The sequence below is a fragment of the Yersinia sp. LJYL362 genome (assembly GCF_048323875.1).
Map to the genome: position 1 here is coordinate 1 of NZ_JBLWEX010000274.1, position 17,779 is coordinate 17,779.

Here is a 17,779-nt window from a genome sequence, read left to right on the forward strand (position 1 = left end):
AATTGTTTGAGCACCCAGCCAATAGCAAGATAGCCATTGCATATAACGCCAACCGTGGCCACAACCGCATTCTGCTTTTCGTGTTCAAAACGTTTCCCTTGTCATCGTGATTTCAATTGCTCTCAGCTACTTATCATAACATTGTAACAATAAGCGTCAAAAGCCAGAACAAGGTTATCGTTTAAGATTCGGATATTGGAATGGCGGATAAACGGCGTTACCCGACAATGGCCGGGTAACATTTAACAGCACAAGATTTATAGCGAGGTTTCGGTTTCAGGAACGAGTTTATTGGCTGATCCGCAGACTGTGACCTTACTGCGTACCACTTCTTTCATGGCATCCATACCGACGCGCATGTAATAGCGCGGGTCGTTACCTTCCGGGTTATCGCCAAACCATTTCTTCACTGCTGCGGCAAAAGCGATTTTTAGCTCGGTTGCCACATTCACTTTGCATACGCCCAGTTCGATTGCACGTCTGACATATTCGTCAGGGACATCGCTTGCGCCATGCAAGACCAGCGGAATATCGACGATTTCATTAATTTCCGCCAGACGCTTGAAATCAATTTTGGGGCGCTTGGCGTATAGACCGTGCGCTGTACCAATGGCGACAGCAAGGCTATCGACGCCGGTAAGTTCGATAAAACGACGAGCCTCTTGTGGGTCGGTGAGAAACGCGCTCTCCTCATCGACATCCATATCATCTTCCACACCGCCCAGACGCCCCAACTCAGCTTCAACACTGCAATCGTGGCGATGACAAAAATCAACCACAGTCTTGACCAGACGTACATTTTCGGCAAACGGGAAATGGCTGCCATCAATCATTGCACTACGCACACCGGCATTCACCTTGCGGCTAATATCATCAAGGGATTCGTGGTGGTCAAGATGTAGCGCCAGCGGCATCCCGTAACTTTCAGAATAAGCTTCACACAGTGCGTAGATTTCCTCAAACGCGATATGTTTAAAAGTACCGGGTGTGCCTGCCAGTATCACCGGAGATTGCATCTCTTTACAGACTTCGAGGATGGCCTGAATAGTTTCCGCGTTATGGATGTTGAAAGCCGGTACTGCGTAGCGCCGGGCCTGCGCATCCTGAAGAAGATATTTAGTAGAAATAATACTCATGTCATGCTCCTCTCAGCCTTTCCAGGGATGAATAACAACACCTTGCACTACACGGTTTACGGTGCCGCTGGCAGAAGGGGTGTCCGGGGTAATACCTGCTTTGATGGATTCAGTGAGGGCGAAAATTTGTGCATACATCAGGAAGCAGAAGGCCTGTTCGACATCAATAAAATGCCGTGATGCTGGTAACAGGATATGCGGGCCGTGTTCTATTTCAGGGCTGGGTACGGCAGATATTGCCACAACGCGCATCGCCTGTTGGTCGCGGTGTAATTCGGCTAGCAAATCGAGGTCATATTGCCGGGTGTAAGAGTGGCTTGAAACAAAAACCACCACCAGTGTTTCAGCATTCACCAGTGATTTTGGCCCGTGACGAAAGCCAGTAGGTGAGTCATAAAACGCGGCCACTTTACCTGCCGTCAGCTCCAATATCTTGAGTGCCGATTCACGTGCAACGCCTTGCAAACCGCCACTGCCAAGGTAAACCACGCGCTTGAAGGGCAGGTCACCAAATACGTTTTCGCGAAAATCCCCTTGTGAGGTGACAATCTGCTGACAACGTGTGGCTACATCCTGAAAACTGACTTGGTTGATAACTTCTGGTGCGAATACAGATAGGCAACTGGCCATCATAGTGGTGATGCTACTGGTCATGGCAAAACCGCGGTCATGGGTTTCGGGTGGCATCAATAGCGCCAGCGCGTTGTCATTTTTCACTGCATTTTGATACAGGCTGCCGGCTTCGTTACAGGTGATGACCAGATGGTGGCATTGTTTTACTAATTGGTTAGTAAGGTCTACCGCGGCGACACTTTCCGGGCTGTTACCTGAGCGCGCAAAGGAGATGAGCAACGTCGGTCGGTCGGTCGATAAATATTCCACCGGATTGGTAACGAGGTCAGTTGTCGGGACTGAAACAAAATTCCCCCCAGTGTGGTGTGATAACCACGGCGCAATAATATCGCCAATAAACGCAGACGTCCCTGCACCGGTCAGGACAATCTGCAAGTCAGATTGCTGTAAAAGTGGTGCAAGAAAGGCGTCGATACCATCACGTTGATTTGCCAGATTTTTTAATGCTCTGATCCAGCTATCGGGTTGCTGACGGATCTCTTCTTCGGTCCAGGTGGCGCAACCAGAAATAGAGGTGGAATGGGTTTCGCTCATAACTTAGTCCTTAGCAATACATTTTCAAAGGTTCAGCACAAAACAGAACAGAGTATCTTTCGTTTTGTTTCACTTAATTCACTTTATGCTTTAATGAAAATCTATAGAAAAGGAAATGAAAGGTCAATGTGCAAAAAAGAAATAAAACGAAAAACGTGATCTAAAAGAGGGTGGGTTATCTAAATGCGTTGATTTATATGAATATTTTATTTATTAACTTGAGTGTTTCGAGTGAAGGAAAAGGAAAGGAAAGACTTTAGACGAAAGTGTCACTCATCAAAAAGAGGGATAATGAAAGGGTCAGTTACCTCAAGGCTCAATTGTGGATATCGCACCAGCCGTGCTCCATAAGAACACGACTGGATTAATACTATGATGCTATATGCCTTCCTCGACAGCGACGGCCTCGCGATAGCGCCCCATTTCGTCAACCAGGCTGGTTAATCCCCGATGACCGCATTCAAGCGCCTGAAGTCGGAACTCCTGACTACTGAGGCCATCGCGCTCCAGCACCATCTCCAACAGCAGTTGTAAATTCACTCCGGTGATCACTTCGCGGTTGGCTTTCTGCATTGCCAGAGTAGAAGCTACACGAAAGGGTGTACCGCCGAGTAAATCCGTTAAAAAAATTAGCCCTTCGCGTTGATCCAAATTGGCTAGTGCTGCTTCGAACTGAGCTGTGAGCAGGGCGGTGGACGAACTTTCAGGAAAATCGATAGCGATCACTTGCGGCTGTTCGCCCAATATCTGCTTCATGGCTTTTTCCAGCCCGGTGGCAAACCCACCGTGGCCACTGAGAATAATGCTTAACATGCGGTTTCCTCTCACTTACAAAAAGTGGCCAAACTTGCCGACAATGCCCAACACCACGGTAAGTCCGATTAATCGCAGCGGGCTCCAGCCACGGCGAACCAACCAATACATAGTTAGGGTGTATAGCAGCGGAAGAAAAGCGGGCATGAGTTTATCGATAACATCGGCTTGTAGCTTAACTACCGCGTCACCCGCCGTGATTTCAAGCGTAGTTGATAAACGAACGTAGGTGGCGACAAGAGCGCCAATCACAGTCATCCCAACGATAGAGGCGGCATGACCAACTTTACGTGTATTGGCTTTTATAAGTGGGATGGCGGCCACACCCATACGATATGCATAGTGAGCAAGCCCAAATCGTAACCCGAGGTGGACGACATTAAACATAACGATAAATACTACCGCGCCAAGAATAGAACCTTGCAAGGCCAAACTGGCCCCAATCCCGCCGCAAATAGGAAGCAAAGTAAGCCAAAACATAGCATCGCCTATCCCTCCCAGCGGGGCACCCACGGCGATTTTGGTGCTTTGGATACTGTTCACATCCTGCTTGGATCGCTCCATCGCCAGAATGATGCCGATAACGAAAGTCACCAGAAAGGGGTGAGTGTTGAAGAAGCCCATATGGCCTTTCATTGCTCGCGCCAGGTCATTTTTATTGGTGTGGATCTTTTTCAAGGCGGGCAGCAAACCATATAACCAACCGGAAGCCTGCATACGCTCATAGTTAAAAGAAGCCTGCAATAGCATGGATCGCCATGCTACGCGGTTGATATCTTTTTTGGTCAGTTCGGCACCAATAGTTTGATCTTCATAGATATTATCATTGCTATCAGTCATCGGTTTGTCCGTCACATTGACGTCTGGCAAAACTTGAGTATTAGATGCCATCTTCGAATTCCTCTTGCTGTGTGCGGGAAGGCTGCGGTGGAGTGGAGTCCTTGCGCATAAAGTCAATTAACGCCATCGCCAGTGCGGCGGCGGCAATCGCCAACACCGGGAGTTTTAGCCAGGCGGCAGCGACAAAACCGAGAATGAAATAGGGGATATAGACATTTTTCATCATTATTTTCAGCAATACGGCAAAACCGATTGCAGGCATGATGCCCCCTGCTACACCAAGCCCATCGATCAGGCGAGCGGGCAGGACATCGATGACGGTTTTGGCATGCTCTGCGCCAAAATAGATGGGCAGGAATGCGCACAGAAAATAGAAAGTTCCAAGTGCCAGTAAGGCCAGATAGTTAACCCGCTCGATGCCATCGGTATCCGCATTGGCCGCCATCCTGTCGCAGCGCGCCATCACACCAGACATGATGGAGAACAAGAAAGTGATCCCCATCTGCACGGCTACAGCGAACGGCACTGCCACCCCAACAGCAACCTCTGGTTTGACACCGGCAGTAATCGCAAAAGCAGTTCCGACGATGGTGCCAATAATCACATTGGGAGGTTGGGCACCAGCAAGTGGAGCAAGTCCCATCCAGACCAGTTCCAAAGTCCCCCCGGTCAGTATCCCCATGTGAAGGTCACCAAGGATTAGACCCACTAGCGGCCCAAGTACCACGGGGCGGTGCATATGCGTTAGGCCGTTGAACATATCCAAGCCAGCAATAAAGGCCAGAATCCCCAACGCTAATGCCTGTAATAAGCTAATTTCCATAGAAAATACCTCAGAGGAGTTTGTAGAGATCCTGAGCTGGCTCAGTCGGAACGCCTTGAATAAAACATTCCACCCCTGCTTTTTTCAGGCCATAAAAAGCTTCAATATCCTGATCGTCAACAGAGACGGTTTTTGCTATTTGCTGCTTACCATCGGCATAGTGCATATTGCCGACGTTGATGCGTGTCACGGGTACTGCACCGTTGACCAACGCCAGAAAGTCTGTTGGGTTTTTGCAAACCAGTAGAATTTTCTGCCGATCGGCCGCGCGATGAATGTTGTCGATGACCTTTTGCAGTGGCCAAAAGCGCACAGCAATGCCCTCCGCCAGCACCATTTCCATCAAATTTTGCTGAACCTGATCTTCAGCGACTTCATCATTGGCAACCAAAACCAGATTTGCGCCGGAAAAACCGACCCATTGAACGCCTACCTGACCGTGAATGAGGCGCTCATCAATACGACTTAATACAATGTTTGGCATATTTTATTCCTTATTATCATTGTGTTAATGGGATGGCGATGTTCCCAAACAAGCAGCATGGTACTGGTGCAACACATCCTGAATATGGTCAATAATCAATTCGTGTGGTGTTGCAGTAATTCGGCCTTCACGGACCTTAACGTATTGAAGCGGGAGATATTGGCTGATCAGCGGCAGTGGAATCGATTCATCCGCCAAATTTCTTACTAATTTGGAGTAAGCCTCGTCAATATCGTGATCGGGCCAGTAATAGCGAACACGATCGGAGTAGCTGTATCCTCGCGCTAACCGCCGCGCATCGTTATTGCCGTGATAGTGATGTTTCCAATGTTCGGGGTGTTCTAACATGACCGTTTCCAACACATCCCGCAGGCCTGAACATTGATGCGCAGGTCGCAATTCCTGTTCGATAGCCGCCAACGAAAATAACGCTTCACGTAAAGCAAAAGTGAGCGCAGGGCCGACTTTCAGGATAGCGAAGTGATGCTGGACCAATTGCTGTAAGGCGAGTGGAGTCTGATAATCAGTGGAGTGAGCTTCAAAGACCAGGGTATCAAACCCTTCAATCATCTTACTGAGAGAAATCGACTTTTCCGGTTGATAATCAATTATATGAGTATGGTCGAATTCGACACCAGGTTGGACGACTAACCCAATAATACGTGGCCACAGATCATGCAGGCCCCGTTGTTCAAATGCGTGGCGATGAGCTTCTAGTGTGGCCTTGGCTGCCTGTGGTGAGGTGACAGCCAGCTCTGACAGGGTTTCATGCGCGCCACCCGGAACGGGGACTTCTGTTCCGATGACATATACCAAGTCGGATGAACCTTGCATCTCTTTGCAGGTTTGTTCCGCAATCTGGGCTAATCTGGCTGCGCGAGTAGCAACGATTTCGTCCGTCAATGGCACCGCATCATCGGCGCAAGACATACTACAGTCGAGGTGGATTTTCTTAAATCCAGCGGCCACATAGTGGCGGATAAGCTCTTCCGCTTGTGACATGGCTTCTGTCGCAGGCGTGTTTTGCCAGCGATTGGGCCCGAGGTGATCTCCCCCTAAAACTAATTGGTCGCGGGGGAAGTGATGGCTATCCGCCATTTGTTCAACAAACCGATGAAAATCAGCCGGTGTCATACCGGTGTAGCCACCATACTGATCTACCTGGTTGGACGTCGCTTCTATTAATAAGATGGATTGCGTGTCCCGTGCGTGACGCAGTGCCGCTTCCAAGACCAACGGGTGAGCAGAACAGACGGCAAAGATGCCACATCCTGTATCCTGTTTATGGTCAGCCACAAACTCGGTTAAATGTTTCACTTTCCTCTCCGTATGAGTTAGATGTCTTTTTGTCTTTCGATTTGTTTCATTTAATACTGCTTTATGGGTTAATAAAAACAAAATGAAAGATAACGGAATTGAGATCTGTTCCGCAAAAGAAACATAATGAAAGGGTTTTTATGATGTAGGAGTGCAGGTTTTCGATAATGTTAAGACTTGCTTTCCGGCAAAGGAAAGGCGTTAATAGATGAAGTGAAATGAAACGAAAGGCTTCTAGAAAGGATCACCTATGAGCAATACTGATTCGATAATGGACAAACGGATAACAGGCACCAGTGAGCGGCGTGAGCAAATTATTCAGCGTCTTCGCCAACAGGGAAGTGTCCAGGTTAATGATTTATCGTCATTCTTTGGCGTTTCTACGGTGACTATCCGCAACGATCTGGCTTTTCTGGAAAAACAAGGGATTGCCGTGCGAGCCTATGGTGGTGCCTTGGTTTGTGATGGCGGCACACCAGCAGTTGAGCCAACCGTAGAAGATAAAAGCGCCCTTAATACTTCTCTAAAACGTAGCATTGCTCGTGTTGCGGCAGATCTGATAAAACCTGGGCACCGCGTTATCCTCGACTCTGGCACAACCACCTGCGAAATAGCGCGACATATGCGCAATCATAAGGAGGTTATTGCCATGACCAATGGTATGAATGTGGCGAACTCGTTGCTGGATGCCGAAGGCGTGGAGCTGTTGATGACCGGTGGGCATCTGCGACGCCAGTCGTTATCTTTCTACGGTGATCAGGCTGATCAATCTTTGCAAAACTATCATTTCGATATGCTTTTTCTCGGTGTAGATGCCATTAGTCTTGAACGTGGGGTGAGCACCCATAATGAAGATGAAGCGCGTTTAAATCGCCGGATGTGTGAAGTGGCGGAACGTATTATTGTGGTGACTGATTCCAGTAAATTTAACCGTTCCAGTTTGCATAAAATTATTGATACTCAGCGCATCCATATGGTGATTACCGATAAAGGTATTCCCGACGACAGTTTGAATGGATTACGCAAAGTTGGAATTGAAGTGATTCTTGTCGGAGAGTAGCAGCACTCTTTCGCCCACATAATGGAAAACTTAATAACTTAGGGTTGTTGAGTGCTGATATTTTCAATATCAAAGGATTTTATGTTTACTAAACATACGTTAATTTACTCACCTGCGCTGTTGGCGTCGGTTTTTTTGCTTACCGGTTGCCCGCCACCACCTGATTTAACGCAATGGCAGCGACCGAATTCGACGGTGAATGACGCCCGCGTAGCGATGGGGAAATGTGGTGTTCCTCTGCCAGGGCCTCAGCCAGACTTTACCGATAACGAAACTGTGTTGTATTACCACTGTATGGAGCAACAAGGTTTTGTTTTTAAACATGGTTTTAAGATTTGTGACGTTTACGAACAAACGCCTGCCTGTGTTGCACAAAAACAGGGGAGAGCCGTGAGTCTACGCCAACTTGAGGCGTTGCCTTTTGTCGCTGATAGTGGATTCCACCCCATCAAGCCGGATTCGGGTATTGATAAATCCTCACGAATAAGCTGGCGTAAAGCAGGGGCTTCACTGCATTTTTCACATACCATTGAGAATGACCGTGTCGCGCAACAGATGATGTACCAGTGTGGTTATCCTCAACCACTGGGTTCAAATTCCTTTGTTCCTACCATTAGAAAGGCGGCTGATATACAGCGATGCATGCTGGATAACGGTTTTGAGCCCAAAAGAAAACTCATGTTGGTGTGTCGTAACTACCCGCAAGTCACTGGATGTCAGAAATAGCGTTATCTCTCTCCACATTTAAATGCTGGTGATTAGACAGAAAAGTCATCACTAATTTTTGACTATGCAGTGCCTAGCTACATAGTCTTCTATAAGAAAATTCCTACATAAGTCAGCGCTATTTCTGATGTTTAAACATGACCCAAAAGTTAATAATACCTACAAGATGCAAACACAATCGTTGATATAAATAATCAGTGGTTGTGTTTTTTTCATGGCATTTTTCCATTATTGATTTTATGTGGTACAGACCCACCCTGGATATATAAATGAAAAAGCAGCTAGCTGGCATAACCGTATTGCCTTTTTTGATTGTTAGCATTGCAACCGCGTATGCCGTTGCCCCCGTTGCAGAATTGAAAGTGAAGGGAGCCCTTACTGTGCCTTCATGTACTGTTAATGCACCCGACAATGGGATTTATGATTTCGGTAAGATAAGTTCAACCAAGATTTCTAGCAGTGTGTTTGTCAATTTAGCGGCAATGACCAAAAATTGGGTCATAACATGTGATGCCACAACATATTTGACCGTTAAACCGATAGATAACCGCGCGGCTTCAGTCTATCCTCCAAGCACCAGTACATATGGACTGGGTATGGTTAATGGTTCGGGGAAAATAGGCGGTTACACGATAAATATGCAAAATGCTGTAGTTGATGGAAACTCATCTAAGTTATTTAGCTCGTCTACTGGGTTATTTAGCGCCGTTACAGAAACAGCATTATATAATCATGGCCCATCAGTGGGTTGGGCGTCAGCTGATAACACTCAAGCGGCAGGTAAAGTATTCAGTACTGATATCAAGGTTGCGCCAATTTTGGCATCAACCACTGCCATGAATGGGCCTATTACAGAAGATACAGAACTTAATGGTTCCGTCACCCTGAACTTCGCCTATGCCATATAATCAGTAAAAAATCCTCATAAGCCTCGATTATTGTCGGGGCTTTTTTTTGAAAGAGATCACTGTGTAATTTGGATTTGCTAACAGCCATCTGTGATGCCGGTATGACTTCGCTATCTCTCCGTTAAGCAGTCTTTTCGGATTCGCAACCTAACGTGGTATAGTCCCATTTTTACGGAAAATTATGCTGACCAACTCATCCATTCGTCTTAACAAATACATCAGCGAAAGCGGCATCTGTTCGCGTCGCGATGCCGACCGTTATGTAGAACAAGGAAATGTTTTTATTAACGGCAAGCGGGCCGCAGTCGGTGACCAGGTATATGTTGGTGATGTGGTGAAAGTGAATGGTCAACTTATCGAGCCGCGTGACGAGAGTGACTTGATATTGATCGCGCTAAATAAGCCGGTTGGCATTATAAGCACTACCGAGGATGGTGAATCCGATAACATCGTTGATTTCGTTAACCACAGTAAACGGGTTTTTCCTATTGGACGGCTGGATAAAGACTCTCAGGGGCTAATTTTCCTGACGAATCACGGCGATTTGGTCAACAAAATCCTGCGGGCTGGGAATGATCACGAAAAAGAATATGTGGTGACGGTCAATAAACCAGTGACTGACGAGTTTATTCTCGGTTTGGGTGCCGGTGTACCAATGCTGGGAACAGTAACTAAAAAATGCAAAGTAAGGAAAGAAGCCCCCTTTGTATTTAGTATTACCCTGGTGCAGGGGCTTAATCGCCAAATTCGCCGCATGTGTAAGCATTTTGGTTATGAAGTCACTAAACTTGAACGTACCCGTATTATGAACGTCAATCTGAAAGGCCTGCCAATTGGCGAGTGGCGAGATTTACGCGATGATGAACTGACCGAATTATTTAAGCTGATTGAAAATTCATCATCTGATGAGAAACCGCAAAAAAAACCAAAAGCTAAACCTGTTGTAGCTAAAAAACCGGCTATTAGCCGATCAAAACCCGCTGAAAAGTCAGAGGCTAACTCTGCTGGTCGTAAGCGCTTTACTCAGCCTGGGCGCAAGAAAAAAGGGCGCTAAGTGGGTGGTCACCACTGACCCACCGTTAATTGGCAGAATTATTTCTTATTAGAACAAGACATTATTGGGAGCCACTTTTACAATGGCTCTCAATTAAATCACCCCAATGGTATAAACATCGGTAGTAATAAAGACAACTTAATTACGATAGCATTGGCAATATCCAGGAAGAATGCACCGACCATTGGGACTATAAGAAACGCAATGTGTGATGGCCCAAAGCGATCAGTGATAGCTTGCATATTAGCAATTGCTGTTGGTGTGGCACCTAAACCTAAACCGCAATGGCCAGCCGCAAGAACCGCAGCATCGTAATTTTTACCCATAACGCGGTAAGTCACAAATATTGCATATAATGCCATTAGCAAAGTTTGTACAAATAAAATAGCCAGCATCGGCAGGGCCAAAGAGGCTAATTCCCATAATCGTAGGCTCATCAATGCTATTGCCAGGAAAAGAGAAAGACTGACATTGCCCACCACTGAGACGGCGCGATCAAATACCTGATAAAAACCCGTATAAGTGAGTATATTACTGAGAATTACCCCGATAAATAACACATAAACAAAGATAGGTAATTCGAATACCGTTCCCGCCAGCAGTTCTCTAACATAGCCACCGACCATCAAACAAATCGTTATCATGGCAATGGTTTCGACTAAAACCAGGGTAGTGATCATTCGCCCTGATTGCGGTTTTTCAAAGGTAGTCGGTTGCAGTGCATCTTCTGGCCTTCCATGAGGTGTTGCCGAATGTTTAATCAAATAAAGTGCAACGGGCCCGGCAATTAATCCGCCCAATACCAAACCGAATGTAGCGCAAGCCATCGCGATTTCAGTGGCATTAACTAATCCATAGTTCTGAACAAATACAGTGCTCCAGGCAGCTCCGGTTCCATGACCTCCAGATAATGTGATTGTTCCAACCAGTAATCCCATCAATGGTTCCAGCCCCAACATTTTAGCCATGCCGATGCCTACCGTGTTTTGTAATAACAAAAAACCAATAACGACGAATAAAAATTTTATCAAAACTTTGCCACCCGCTCTTAAGCTGGCGAGATTGGCGTTGAGGCCAATTGAGGCAAAAAAGGTCAACATTAATGGGTCACGTAATGAAGTATCAAAATGAGCTTCCCAACCGGTAATTTGGTGTATAAGTAGGAACATTAACGCGACTAAGAGGCCGCCCGCAATTGGGTCGGGAATAGCATATTTTTGTAATAAAGGGATCTTTTTAACGCACTGCCTTCCTAGCAATAGAACCAGGCTTGCAGCGACGAGTGTGCCATAAGCATCGAATTGGAGCATATTGGAATCCTATATATGTAAAAGCTATAAACCGTTATTTACGGTGTTCTTTACACATACTCAGATACCATATATAGGAGGATTCATTGCAAAACTCCTTGCCAAGGGGGGATGCTTAGTTATGACATATTCTCGATGAGGACTTATATAACTATCAGTTAATACTTATATTGTCATTGTCACTTAATTAAAGCGTAGCACGACTTTTTACTTTATTACTCTTACGATATGACATTTCTTACATATCATATTGTTGACAAGATACAACTTATTTACAGGATAAAAACCGGTTTATATCTCGAATTGCTTCATTTTAAATAGGAAGAACAGGCTTTAGGTTTAATGTTTTTTTTACATTACGGGGCTATAAGTTGATGGGCTAGGAAGAATTGCACAATCAATAGGCTCAATCTGCTTCTAACTGACACTAGTCTATCATTCAGGCTGGTCATTTTCAGCATGGCGATAAACTTCACCACAAATCAGGACCACATCAGGCCTCCTTTGATGAATGCGGGCAGCGACAGCCATACATTCATGGCGTGTTGCATAAACATCGTCAGTCACGGGCAGAGCCTCGCAAGCATCCATTCCGCAGGTGCTAACCAGTAAAACAAATCCTATGAGCATATATTCTCCTTTTTTATAGGATTTCTATGAGTATAGCCGGTTTACGGGAGAGATTGTGCTCGGGTTTTTTATTGAAGCAATAGATGTTCCCTTGGTTGCTTGAAGATTAACCAAATTTGGTAATGGCAACACCAGCCATAATAATGGCACTGGCGATAAGGCGTAATATTGAGGGCTTTTCTTTTAACATCCAGATAGAAATAACCATGGCGAACAGTACGCTGGTCTCACGTAATGCTGCAACCAAGGCGATTGGTGTACTCTTCATGGCCCAAATGACGATGCCATAAGCCAATAATTGCATAGCACCACCAATGATACCGTGACGCCAATGTTGTCTGATTTCACAAAAAATTCTATTCTTGTGCATTATCCAAAGCAGCACAAACATGGCTATCCCATTGGACATAAATAGCCAAAAAATATAACTGAGAGGTTCTATACTGGCCCGACTGCCCGCACCATCGGATAGGGTATAGCAGGCGGTAAATATCGCCGTAATTAATGCATAGATGATGGCTCGGAGATTGAGTTTGTTCGGGCCATGGCGGCCATCAAATGTCATCATAATGACCCCCGAAACCAAAATGACGGCTCCGAATAACGCCATTATGCGCGGAATTTCTGACAAAATTAACCACGAAAGTAGGGCACTTAATAGTGGTGCTACGCCACGCGCGATCGGATAAATTTGCCCGAACTCGGCCTGTTCGTAGGCTTTACTGAGAAAGAGACAATACCCGGTGTGAAAAGCGACTGACAGAAGCAACCAAGGGAGCGCGTTGATAGAGGGTAAACCTACAAAGAAAATGCCGAAGAGTGAGATGACGCCGGAAAAAATTGCCATCAATGAAATGGCAACTAAACGGTCAGTACCAAATTTAACTAAAGCATTCCAGCTAGCATGTAACAGTGCCGCGCCCAATACTGCAATGAATATTTCAGTGCTCATCCCTGCTCCTTATTTAGGCGCATCAGTTTACCTTGGATTAGCTTGTTTGGCATGAGAATTAAATAGGATTATTAACAATGAGAAGCTTTAAAAGCTTTAGATTAATCAGTATATATACCGAATGATCTCAATATAATGAGGAGATGTATAATCTAATGGCGCTACGGCTAAGGCTTCCTAAAATAGTGCTAATTTGGCATCATATGACTATGCATATTTTTCCAGGATAAGTGATGAAACAGTTCCCTTTTGATAAACGTTACGAGATTGAAGATGCCAGCGGTGTTGTTGAGTACTACATTGACGGTGATGAATATATTCGCGGTCAGGATGGCATTCCAGGGTATCGAATTGCAGGTTATGAAGTATACGAACATAATGCAGAAGCCAAACTTGCTGGTTTCCTTGAGGGGAAACATATCACAACCCCAGATGCAGATATTCTGCTGACAATTTTAGATGATAAACCTGCGGAAGATTTACCTTCATAAGTTATGATTTGGGGTCAAGGTAGCCTGGCCCCAAATCTAATACACTTCTATCTTGCCTGACACTGTGAGTAAAAGTGCCAACATCCTATGTCCCCATACCTAATTGCGATAGAATTGGCAGAGTAGCTAATGTGATAAGATATGTTTGAGGACATAAGCATATGATTGCTCAGTTTACTATGGATAATATTGTCGGGCTGATTTTGGTCATCAGTTGTGTCATTGCTTTATTAATTGTATCTGTCTGGGGAATGCGGCGGCACCATTCTCGTTACAGTTTCATATTGCAGTTTGTCAGCTTCCTCCTGTGGTCTGTCATGGTAATGGTGATGGGGAACATCATCAATAATGCGCTCGCTGATATAAAGATAAGCTTTATCACACCTAAGACGGTTAATTTCGTCTGCATGTCAGTCATCTTATTAATGCTAATACGTAAGATGTTTGTATTATTTGATGTGTTGGAAAAACGGCAGGTAGCAAAAGGTAGTGATATCACCAGCGCTAAAATTATTGCGCGCATGTTAAAAATTACGCTCGTAGTGGTCGTTGTTCTGCTCTATGGCGAGCATTTGGGCATGAGTTTTTCCGGGCTGGTTACCTTTGGCGGTATTGGTGGTCTTGCCGTAGGTATGGCTGGAAAAGATATTTTGAGTAATTTCTTCTCTGGAGTGATGCTTTATTTTGATCGCCCTTTTAATATTGGAGATTGGATCCGTTTGCCGGATCGTCATATTGAAGGTGTTGTTGTTGAAATAGGTTGGCGGCTGACAAAAATAATGACATTTGAAAACCGCCCACTGTACGTTCCTAATTCTGCATTCACAGATACTAGTGTTGAAAACCCAGGTCGCATGACTAACCGTAGAATAAAAACCACTCTGGCGCTGCGTTATGAGGATGCCGATAAAGTTGGCGCAATTGTGGAAGATATGCACCAATTTTTAGCCAATAATGATGACATCGATCACCAACAAACCTTGTTGGTCTATTTCAATGGATTTGGCGAGTCTTCTCTTAATATTATGGTTTATTGCTTTACCAAGACTAGAGTGTGGGCTGAATGGTTAGCCGTTCAGCAGACCTGCTATTTGAAGTTTATCGATATTGTTCATCAGCACGGTGCAGACTTTGCTTTCCCTAGCCGTACGCTTTATGTCGAAGATAGCACTGAGTCACCGGTCACTCCGGCGGAGCAGTAATTCTATTTTTATATGGCAACCGCCTCCGGGCGGTTATCTTATCAGAGTAGGAAATGCCCAATATATCAGGGATGATTCAATACGGTGTTATTCCTGATAATAACTTTTTGCAGAAGGTACTTTTCAGTCCACTTAAAACCGACTAACGTAATCTTTTAGTGATAATTAGCCGGAGCTCCCAATGAGTCAGCAAACCATTGTCTTGTATACCGATGCGGATTTTTTTAGCCCTTATGCTATGTCGGTCTATGTATCACTGACAGAAAAAGCGCTTCCCTTTACACTGAACACTATTGATCTGTCTGCTGGCGAGAACCTGGGTGAGGAGTTTGGTAAGCTATCAGCGACTCGTCGTGTGCCCACACTGACTATCGATAATTTTCGATTATCTGAATCTTCAGCGATTTCTGAATACTTAGAAGAGCGATTTCCTTCAGCGGAATACGCGAGAATTTACCCACAAGATAGGCAAGAACGCGCCAAAGCACGCGAAATTCAAGCCTGGTTACGCAGTGATTTCCTGCCAATTAGGGCTGAACGGCCTACCGAAGTCGTCTTCGCCGGAATGAAAATGCCGCTATTATCCGATCAGGGGCAACAGGCGGCCCATAAGCTGATTTCAGGGTTGGAACGTCTACTTTCGGATGGCCGAAAGAATTTATTCAGTGAATGGTGTATTGCGGATACTGATTTGGCATTAATGCTTAATCGGCTGGTACTCAATGGTGATGAACTGCCGGGATATCTGAGCAAATATGCAAGCTATCAATGGCAGCGGCCTTCTGTGCAGCGATGGTGCACATTGTCACAAAAATAGAGTCGGTTATCCCTTTTTAAGCACAAGGATGCAGGAAGTGTGTAAAAAGATTGGCGCAGAATGAAGAACATGATTGAAGTTGAAACTGAGCGGCTACGACTGCGGCAATGGATACCTTCAGACAAAGCCCCTTTTGCAGCACTTAATGCCGATAAGCGGGTGATGGAGTATTTCCCTGTGCCCTTGACTCGCGAGGAAAGTGATGCAATGGCTGATCGTTGTCAGCTATTGATTGAACAGCATGGCTGGGGGTTGTGGGCCGTCGAGCTTAAAGCCACAACACAATTTGTGGGGGCTTTAGGGTTGCATATTCCCGCAGCCAAACTCCCTTTTTCTCCTTGCGTCGAAATAGGTTGGCGCTTTGCTTACCCATTCTGGAGGCAGGGGTTAGCAACAGAAGCCGCTTTGGCTGCTTTGCAGGTAGGTTTCGAGAGATTAAAGTTGCCTAAGATAGTGTCATTTACTGCGCTAATTAATCTGCGCTCACAAGCATTGATGGAACGAATAGGAATGGTGCGAGCACCGGAGAGTTTTTCCCATCCTAATGTCAGCCCTGACAGCCCGCTTAGCCAACATTGCTGGTATCACATCTCATCTGATCAGTGGCAGAGCCGATAGTCCGCTTTTAGCAGATTATTAATGGTGCAGGAATTTTCGATTCGGTAAGGCGGTACGACGATAGCTACATCAGATCCAATAGGGGTAGTGAGCCATCAACCACTGCAGCAGTGATATAGATAATAAAAAGTGAATAGAGAAAGACGTTGCTGATCATTTGACACCTCGGGTTACCTACACGGGTAAAACTTTTGGCCATGACAGAGCAATTACAATATAGCACGCAAATTGAATAAAAAGCGTACAAAAAATGAATAACGAATGAATTTATTGTTGCTAATTTGTGATGTAGGCGGCTTTTTTATCAACACAGCGGCTTATGGGCAAATTTTCGAGCGCGCTATAAAACTAAAAGTGATACAAGCGAGAGATGAGACGTGGAGTGAAATTTATTGAATCTAGTGTTTTATCAATCGGTTAGCTTCAATTGAAAACAATTTAAGCAGCATACGAGCAGAGAGGGTGCAATTGTGCTACACTATGCGACCGATAATCAAGGATAAAACATGAAAAAAGTCTCAATCATTGCTCAGTGCTTAATAAACGCCAAGAGTTTCAGTGAGATGTCCGAAGCTGAATCCTCGATAAAAAAGACTTTCAACGAAAGTTATGCCGATCATTCATTCGATGAATGGAATACTGATGTTTCTACGTTGAGTGCTAACCGTATTATTAGCCTGGTTGCTGGTGCTTCCAAGGTTCGGGTCAGAGGGTTGATCCAAGAATTATGGAATCACTGATACCAGCCCAAGGGTTTCTTATAACCTACCTACCATTTCACTACGCCAAGCATGCCAGCCATGCTGCGTGGTGAATGTTCCTCCCCGTACCTTTCCATTTTCTGCTTGTTTCTTTCCATTGTCTCCTGCAAATCCGGTTCTTTCCATTGAGTGAAAGCTGATCCGGTACAGATAATCTGAGTAACGCTGACCACGCCACGGTTTAGTGCCGCCGGTTAACGTAATCTAATAAGGTTGTACAACTGAGAGGCGAGCATATGTCATTTCTAGATAGTGTCAGAAGACTGGTTAGCAATGCCAAGGTGAAAATTAAATGCCCGGATTGTGGTGCAACGTCTGAGCAAAGCACGGAAAAAGTGCATAAAAATACGGCATTAGTGTGCCCAAAATGTGGCTGCTTATTTTTACCTAAAGATAAACATTAGCGGCGGGTGATATTAACCAAAGATCATTGATGCCCATCGCAACAGCATTAATGCGCCACAGATGCAAAGTAACACCACAAACATCTTCCAATGTTTTGTATGCAAGCGTTTGGTCCCCATAGGCCTTTATTTTTACCTCGATAGATTTGTTTGGCTTGAAATTATTTTGCGGGATTTATATGTTTACCGCCACTTAGGTATAGTAGCGAAAATTTATGTTGATGCGAGAGTGAGTTCGTGGCGTTGAGGTATAATATGCGCTGCAT

General features: G+C 45.2%; 21 protein-coding genes. 10 read left to right on the plus strand and 11 right to left on the minus strand.

What is annotated here, in order from left to right:
• Window positions 1–257 precede the first annotated feature (257 nt).
• From kbaY to kbaZ, 7 genes are all read right to left on the minus strand, one after another.
• The gene (gene kbaY / locus ACNSO8_RS17220) at window positions 258–1,136 is read right to left on the minus strand and encodes a tagatose-bisphosphate aldolase subunit KbaY (protein ID WP_418395353.1); all 879 of its coding nucleotides are present in this window, start codon (window positions 1,134–1,136) and stop codon (window positions 258–260) included.
• Between the two features lie 12 nt (window positions 1,137–1,148).
• Window positions 1,149–2,303, minus strand: coding sequence for an SIS domain-containing protein (locus ACNSO8_RS17225; protein WP_418395354.1), 1,155 nt, complete (start codon window positions 2,301–2,303; stop codon window positions 1,149–1,151).
• Window positions 2,304–2,681: 378 nt separating this feature from the next.
• Window positions 2,682–3,116 (minus strand): PTS galactosamine/N-acetylgalactosamine transporter subunit IIA, encoded by a 435-nt coding sequence (gene agaF / locus ACNSO8_RS17230; RefSeq protein ID WP_019083002.1) that lies wholly within the window; start codon window positions 3,114–3,116, stop codon window positions 2,682–2,684.
• A gap of 15 nt (window positions 3,117–3,131) precedes the next feature.
• Complete coding sequence (gene agaE / locus ACNSO8_RS17235) at window positions 3,132–4,007, minus strand: PTS N-acetylgalactosamine transporter subunit IID (RefSeq protein ID WP_019083003.1); 876 nt, start codon at window positions 4,005–4,007, stop codon at window positions 3,132–3,134.
• Entirely contained in the window at window positions 3,997–4,779 is a 783-nt protein-coding gene (agaW, locus tag ACNSO8_RS17240) for a PTS N-acetylgalactosamine transporter subunit IIC (protein WP_050869974.1), read from the minus strand. The genes agaE and agaW overlap by 11 nt, the downstream gene beginning before the upstream one ends.
• 10 nt (window positions 4,780–4,789) lie before the next feature.
• Complete coding sequence (gene agaV, locus ACNSO8_RS17245) at window positions 4,790–5,263, minus strand: PTS N-acetylgalactosamine transporter subunit IIB (protein ID WP_005165957.1); 474 nt, start codon at window positions 5,261–5,263, stop codon at window positions 4,790–4,792.
• A 24-nt stretch (window positions 5,264–5,287) separates the two neighbouring features.
• Window positions 5,288–6,580, minus strand: a complete 1,293-nt coding sequence (gene kbaZ, locus ACNSO8_RS17250; protein WP_019079237.1) for a tagatose-bisphosphate aldolase subunit KbaZ — start codon at window positions 6,578–6,580, stop codon at window positions 5,288–5,290.
• A 250-nt stretch (window positions 6,581–6,830) separates the two neighbouring features.
• Here kbaZ and ACNSO8_RS17255 point away from each other — a divergent pair, with 250 nt between their 5' ends.
• The 4 genes from ACNSO8_RS17255 to rluF all read left to right on the plus strand — a co-directional run bounded on the left by ACNSO8_RS17255 (window position 6,831) and on the right by rluF (window position 10,328).
• Entirely contained in the window at window positions 6,831–7,640 is an 810-nt protein-coding gene (locus tag ACNSO8_RS17255; protein ID WP_019083004.1) for a DeoR family transcriptional regulator, read from the plus strand.
• Window positions 7,641–7,721: 81 nt separating this feature from the next.
• Window positions 7,722–8,366 carry a hypothetical protein gene (locus ACNSO8_RS17260; protein ID WP_019079239.1) on the plus strand — a complete coding sequence of 215 codons (645 nt, stop codon included), beginning with the start codon at window positions 7,722–7,724 and terminating at the stop codon, window positions 8,364–8,366.
• 269 nt (window positions 8,367–8,635) lie between these two features.
• Complete coding sequence (locus ACNSO8_RS17265) at window positions 8,636–9,274, plus strand: DUF1120 domain-containing protein (protein ID WP_046051015.1); 639 nt, start codon at window positions 8,636–8,638, stop codon at window positions 9,272–9,274.
• A gap of 181 nt (window positions 9,275–9,455) precedes the next feature.
• A complete protein-coding gene (gene rluF / locus ACNSO8_RS17270; RefSeq protein ID WP_019083006.1) occupies window positions 9,456–10,328 on the plus strand; it encodes a 23S rRNA pseudouridine(2604) synthase RluF in 873 nt (290 codons plus the stop codon).
• A 98-nt stretch (window positions 10,329–10,426) separates the two neighbouring features.
• On the opposite strand, the gene gltS is transcribed toward rluF, so the two are convergent.
• The 3 genes from gltS to ACNSO8_RS17285 form a co-directional block, all read right to left on the minus strand.
• Window positions 10,427–11,638: a sodium/glutamate symporter gene (gene gltS / locus ACNSO8_RS17275; RefSeq protein ID WP_046051014.1), complete on the minus strand. Its 1,212-nt coding sequence runs from the start codon at window positions 11,636–11,638 to the stop codon at window positions 10,427–10,429.
• A 435-nt stretch (window positions 11,639–12,073) separates the two neighbouring features.
• Window positions 12,074–12,268 (minus strand): hypothetical protein, encoded by a 195-nt coding sequence (locus ACNSO8_RS17280; RefSeq protein ID WP_005170255.1) that lies wholly within the window; start codon window positions 12,266–12,268, stop codon window positions 12,074–12,076.
• 106 nt (window positions 12,269–12,374) lie between these two features.
• Window positions 12,375–13,220: a DMT family transporter gene (locus tag ACNSO8_RS17285; RefSeq protein ID WP_046695060.1), complete on the minus strand. Its 846-nt coding sequence runs from the start codon at window positions 13,218–13,220 to the stop codon at window positions 12,375–12,377.
• A gap of 233 nt (window positions 13,221–13,453) precedes the next feature.
• Here ACNSO8_RS17285 and ACNSO8_RS17290 point away from each other — a divergent pair, with 233 nt between their 5' ends.
• From ACNSO8_RS17290 to ACNSO8_RS17315, 6 genes are all read left to right on the plus strand, one after another.
• Window positions 13,454–13,711, plus strand: coding sequence for a hypothetical protein (locus ACNSO8_RS17290; protein WP_013649810.1), 258 nt, complete (start codon window positions 13,454–13,456; stop codon window positions 13,709–13,711).
• 161 nt (window positions 13,712–13,872) lie between these two features.
• Window positions 13,873–14,913 (plus strand): mechanosensitive ion channel family protein, encoded by a 1,041-nt coding sequence (locus ACNSO8_RS17295; protein ID WP_418395355.1) that lies wholly within the window; start codon window positions 13,873–13,875, stop codon window positions 14,911–14,913.
• Between the two features lie 181 nt (window positions 14,914–15,094).
• Window positions 15,095–15,730 (plus strand): glutathione transferase, encoded by a 636-nt coding sequence (gene yfcF, locus ACNSO8_RS17300; RefSeq protein WP_019079246.1) that lies wholly within the window; start codon window positions 15,095–15,097, stop codon window positions 15,728–15,730.
• 69 nt (window positions 15,731–15,799) lie between these two features.
• The gene (locus ACNSO8_RS17305) at window positions 15,800–16,348 is read left to right on the plus strand and encodes a GNAT family N-acetyltransferase (protein WP_411928344.1); all 549 of its coding nucleotides are present in this window, start codon (window positions 15,800–15,802) and stop codon (window positions 16,346–16,348) included.
• 506 nt (window positions 16,349–16,854) lie between these two features.
• Entirely contained in the window at window positions 16,855–17,088 is a 234-nt protein-coding gene (locus ACNSO8_RS17310; RefSeq protein WP_019079249.1) for a hypothetical protein, read from the plus strand.
• A 257-nt stretch (window positions 17,089–17,345) separates the two neighbouring features.
• Window positions 17,346–17,513, plus strand: a complete 168-nt coding sequence (locus ACNSO8_RS17315) for a YnfU family zinc-binding protein (protein ID WP_005164920.1) — start codon at window positions 17,346–17,348, stop codon at window positions 17,511–17,513.
• Window positions 17,514–17,525: 12 nt separating this feature from the next.
• Here the strand turns inward: ACNSO8_RS17315 and yniD are convergent, their stop codons facing one another.
• Window positions 17,526–17,633: a small membrane protein YniD gene (gene yniD, locus ACNSO8_RS17320; protein WP_085903066.1), complete on the minus strand. Its 108-nt coding sequence runs from the start codon at window positions 17,631–17,633 to the stop codon at window positions 17,526–17,528.
• Window positions 17,634–17,779: the final 146 nt, after the last annotated feature.

Coding starts and splice junctions, on each gene's coding strand:
- ACNSO8_RS17225 (WP_418395354.1), bottom strand. CDS start 2,303: ATGAGCGAAACCCATTCCACCTCTATTTCTGGTTGCGCCACCTGGACC.
- agaF (WP_019083002.1), bottom strand. CDS start 3,116: ATGTTAAGCATTATTCTCAGTGGCCACGGTGGGTTTGCCACCGGGCTG.
- gltS (WP_046051014.1), bottom strand. CDS start 11,638: ATGCTCCAATTCGATGCTTATGGCACACTCGTCGCTGCAAGCCTGGTT.
- ACNSO8_RS17255 (WP_019083004.1), top strand. CDS start 6,831: ATGAGCAATACTGATTCGATAATGGACAAACGGATAACAGGCACCAGT.
- agaW (WP_050869974.1), bottom strand. CDS start 4,779: ATGGAAATTAGCTTATTACAGGCATTAGCGTTGGGGATTCTGGCCTTT.
- yfcF (WP_019079246.1), top strand. CDS start 15,095: ATGAGTCAGCAAACCATTGTCTTGTATACCGATGCGGATTTTTTTAGC.
- ACNSO8_RS17265 (WP_046051015.1), top strand. CDS start 8,636: ATGAAAAAGCAGCTAGCTGGCATAACCGTATTGCCTTTTTTGATTGTT.
- ACNSO8_RS17290 (WP_013649810.1), top strand. CDS start 13,454: ATGAAACAGTTCCCTTTTGATAAACGTTACGAGATTGAAGATGCCAGC.
- agaE (WP_019083003.1), bottom strand. CDS start 4,007: ATGGCATCTAATACTCAAGTTTTGCCAGACGTCAATGTGACGGACAAA.
- ACNSO8_RS17315 (WP_005164920.1), top strand. CDS start 17,346: ATGTCATTTCTAGATAGTGTCAGAAGACTGGTTAGCAATGCCAAGGTG.
- yniD (WP_085903066.1), bottom strand. CDS start 17,633: ATGGGGACCAAACGCTTGCATACAAAACATTGGAAGATGTTTGTGGTG.
- ACNSO8_RS17260 (WP_019079239.1), top strand. CDS start 7,722: ATGTTTACTAAACATACGTTAATTTACTCACCTGCGCTGTTGGCGTCG.
- rluF (WP_019083006.1), top strand. CDS start 9,456: ATGCTGACCAACTCATCCATTCGTCTTAACAAATACATCAGCGAAAGC.
- ACNSO8_RS17310 (WP_019079249.1), top strand. CDS start 16,855: ATGAAAAAAGTCTCAATCATTGCTCAGTGCTTAATAAACGCCAAGAGT.
- ACNSO8_RS17295 (WP_418395355.1), top strand. CDS start 13,873: ATGATTGCTCAGTTTACTATGGATAATATTGTCGGGCTGATTTTGGTC.
- kbaY (WP_418395353.1), bottom strand. CDS start 1,136: ATGAGTATTATTTCTACTAAATATCTTCTTCAGGATGCGCAGGCCCGG.
- ACNSO8_RS17305 (WP_411928344.1), top strand. CDS start 15,800: ATGATTGAAGTTGAAACTGAGCGGCTACGACTGCGGCAATGGATACCT.
- ACNSO8_RS17280 (WP_005170255.1), bottom strand. CDS start 12,268: ATGCTCATAGGATTTGTTTTACTGGTTAGCACCTGCGGAATGGATGCT.
- ACNSO8_RS17285 (WP_046695060.1), bottom strand. CDS start 13,220: ATGAGCACTGAAATATTCATTGCAGTATTGGGCGCGGCACTGTTACAT.
- agaV (WP_005165957.1), bottom strand. CDS start 5,263: ATGCCAAACATTGTATTAAGTCGTATTGATGAGCGCCTCATTCACGGT.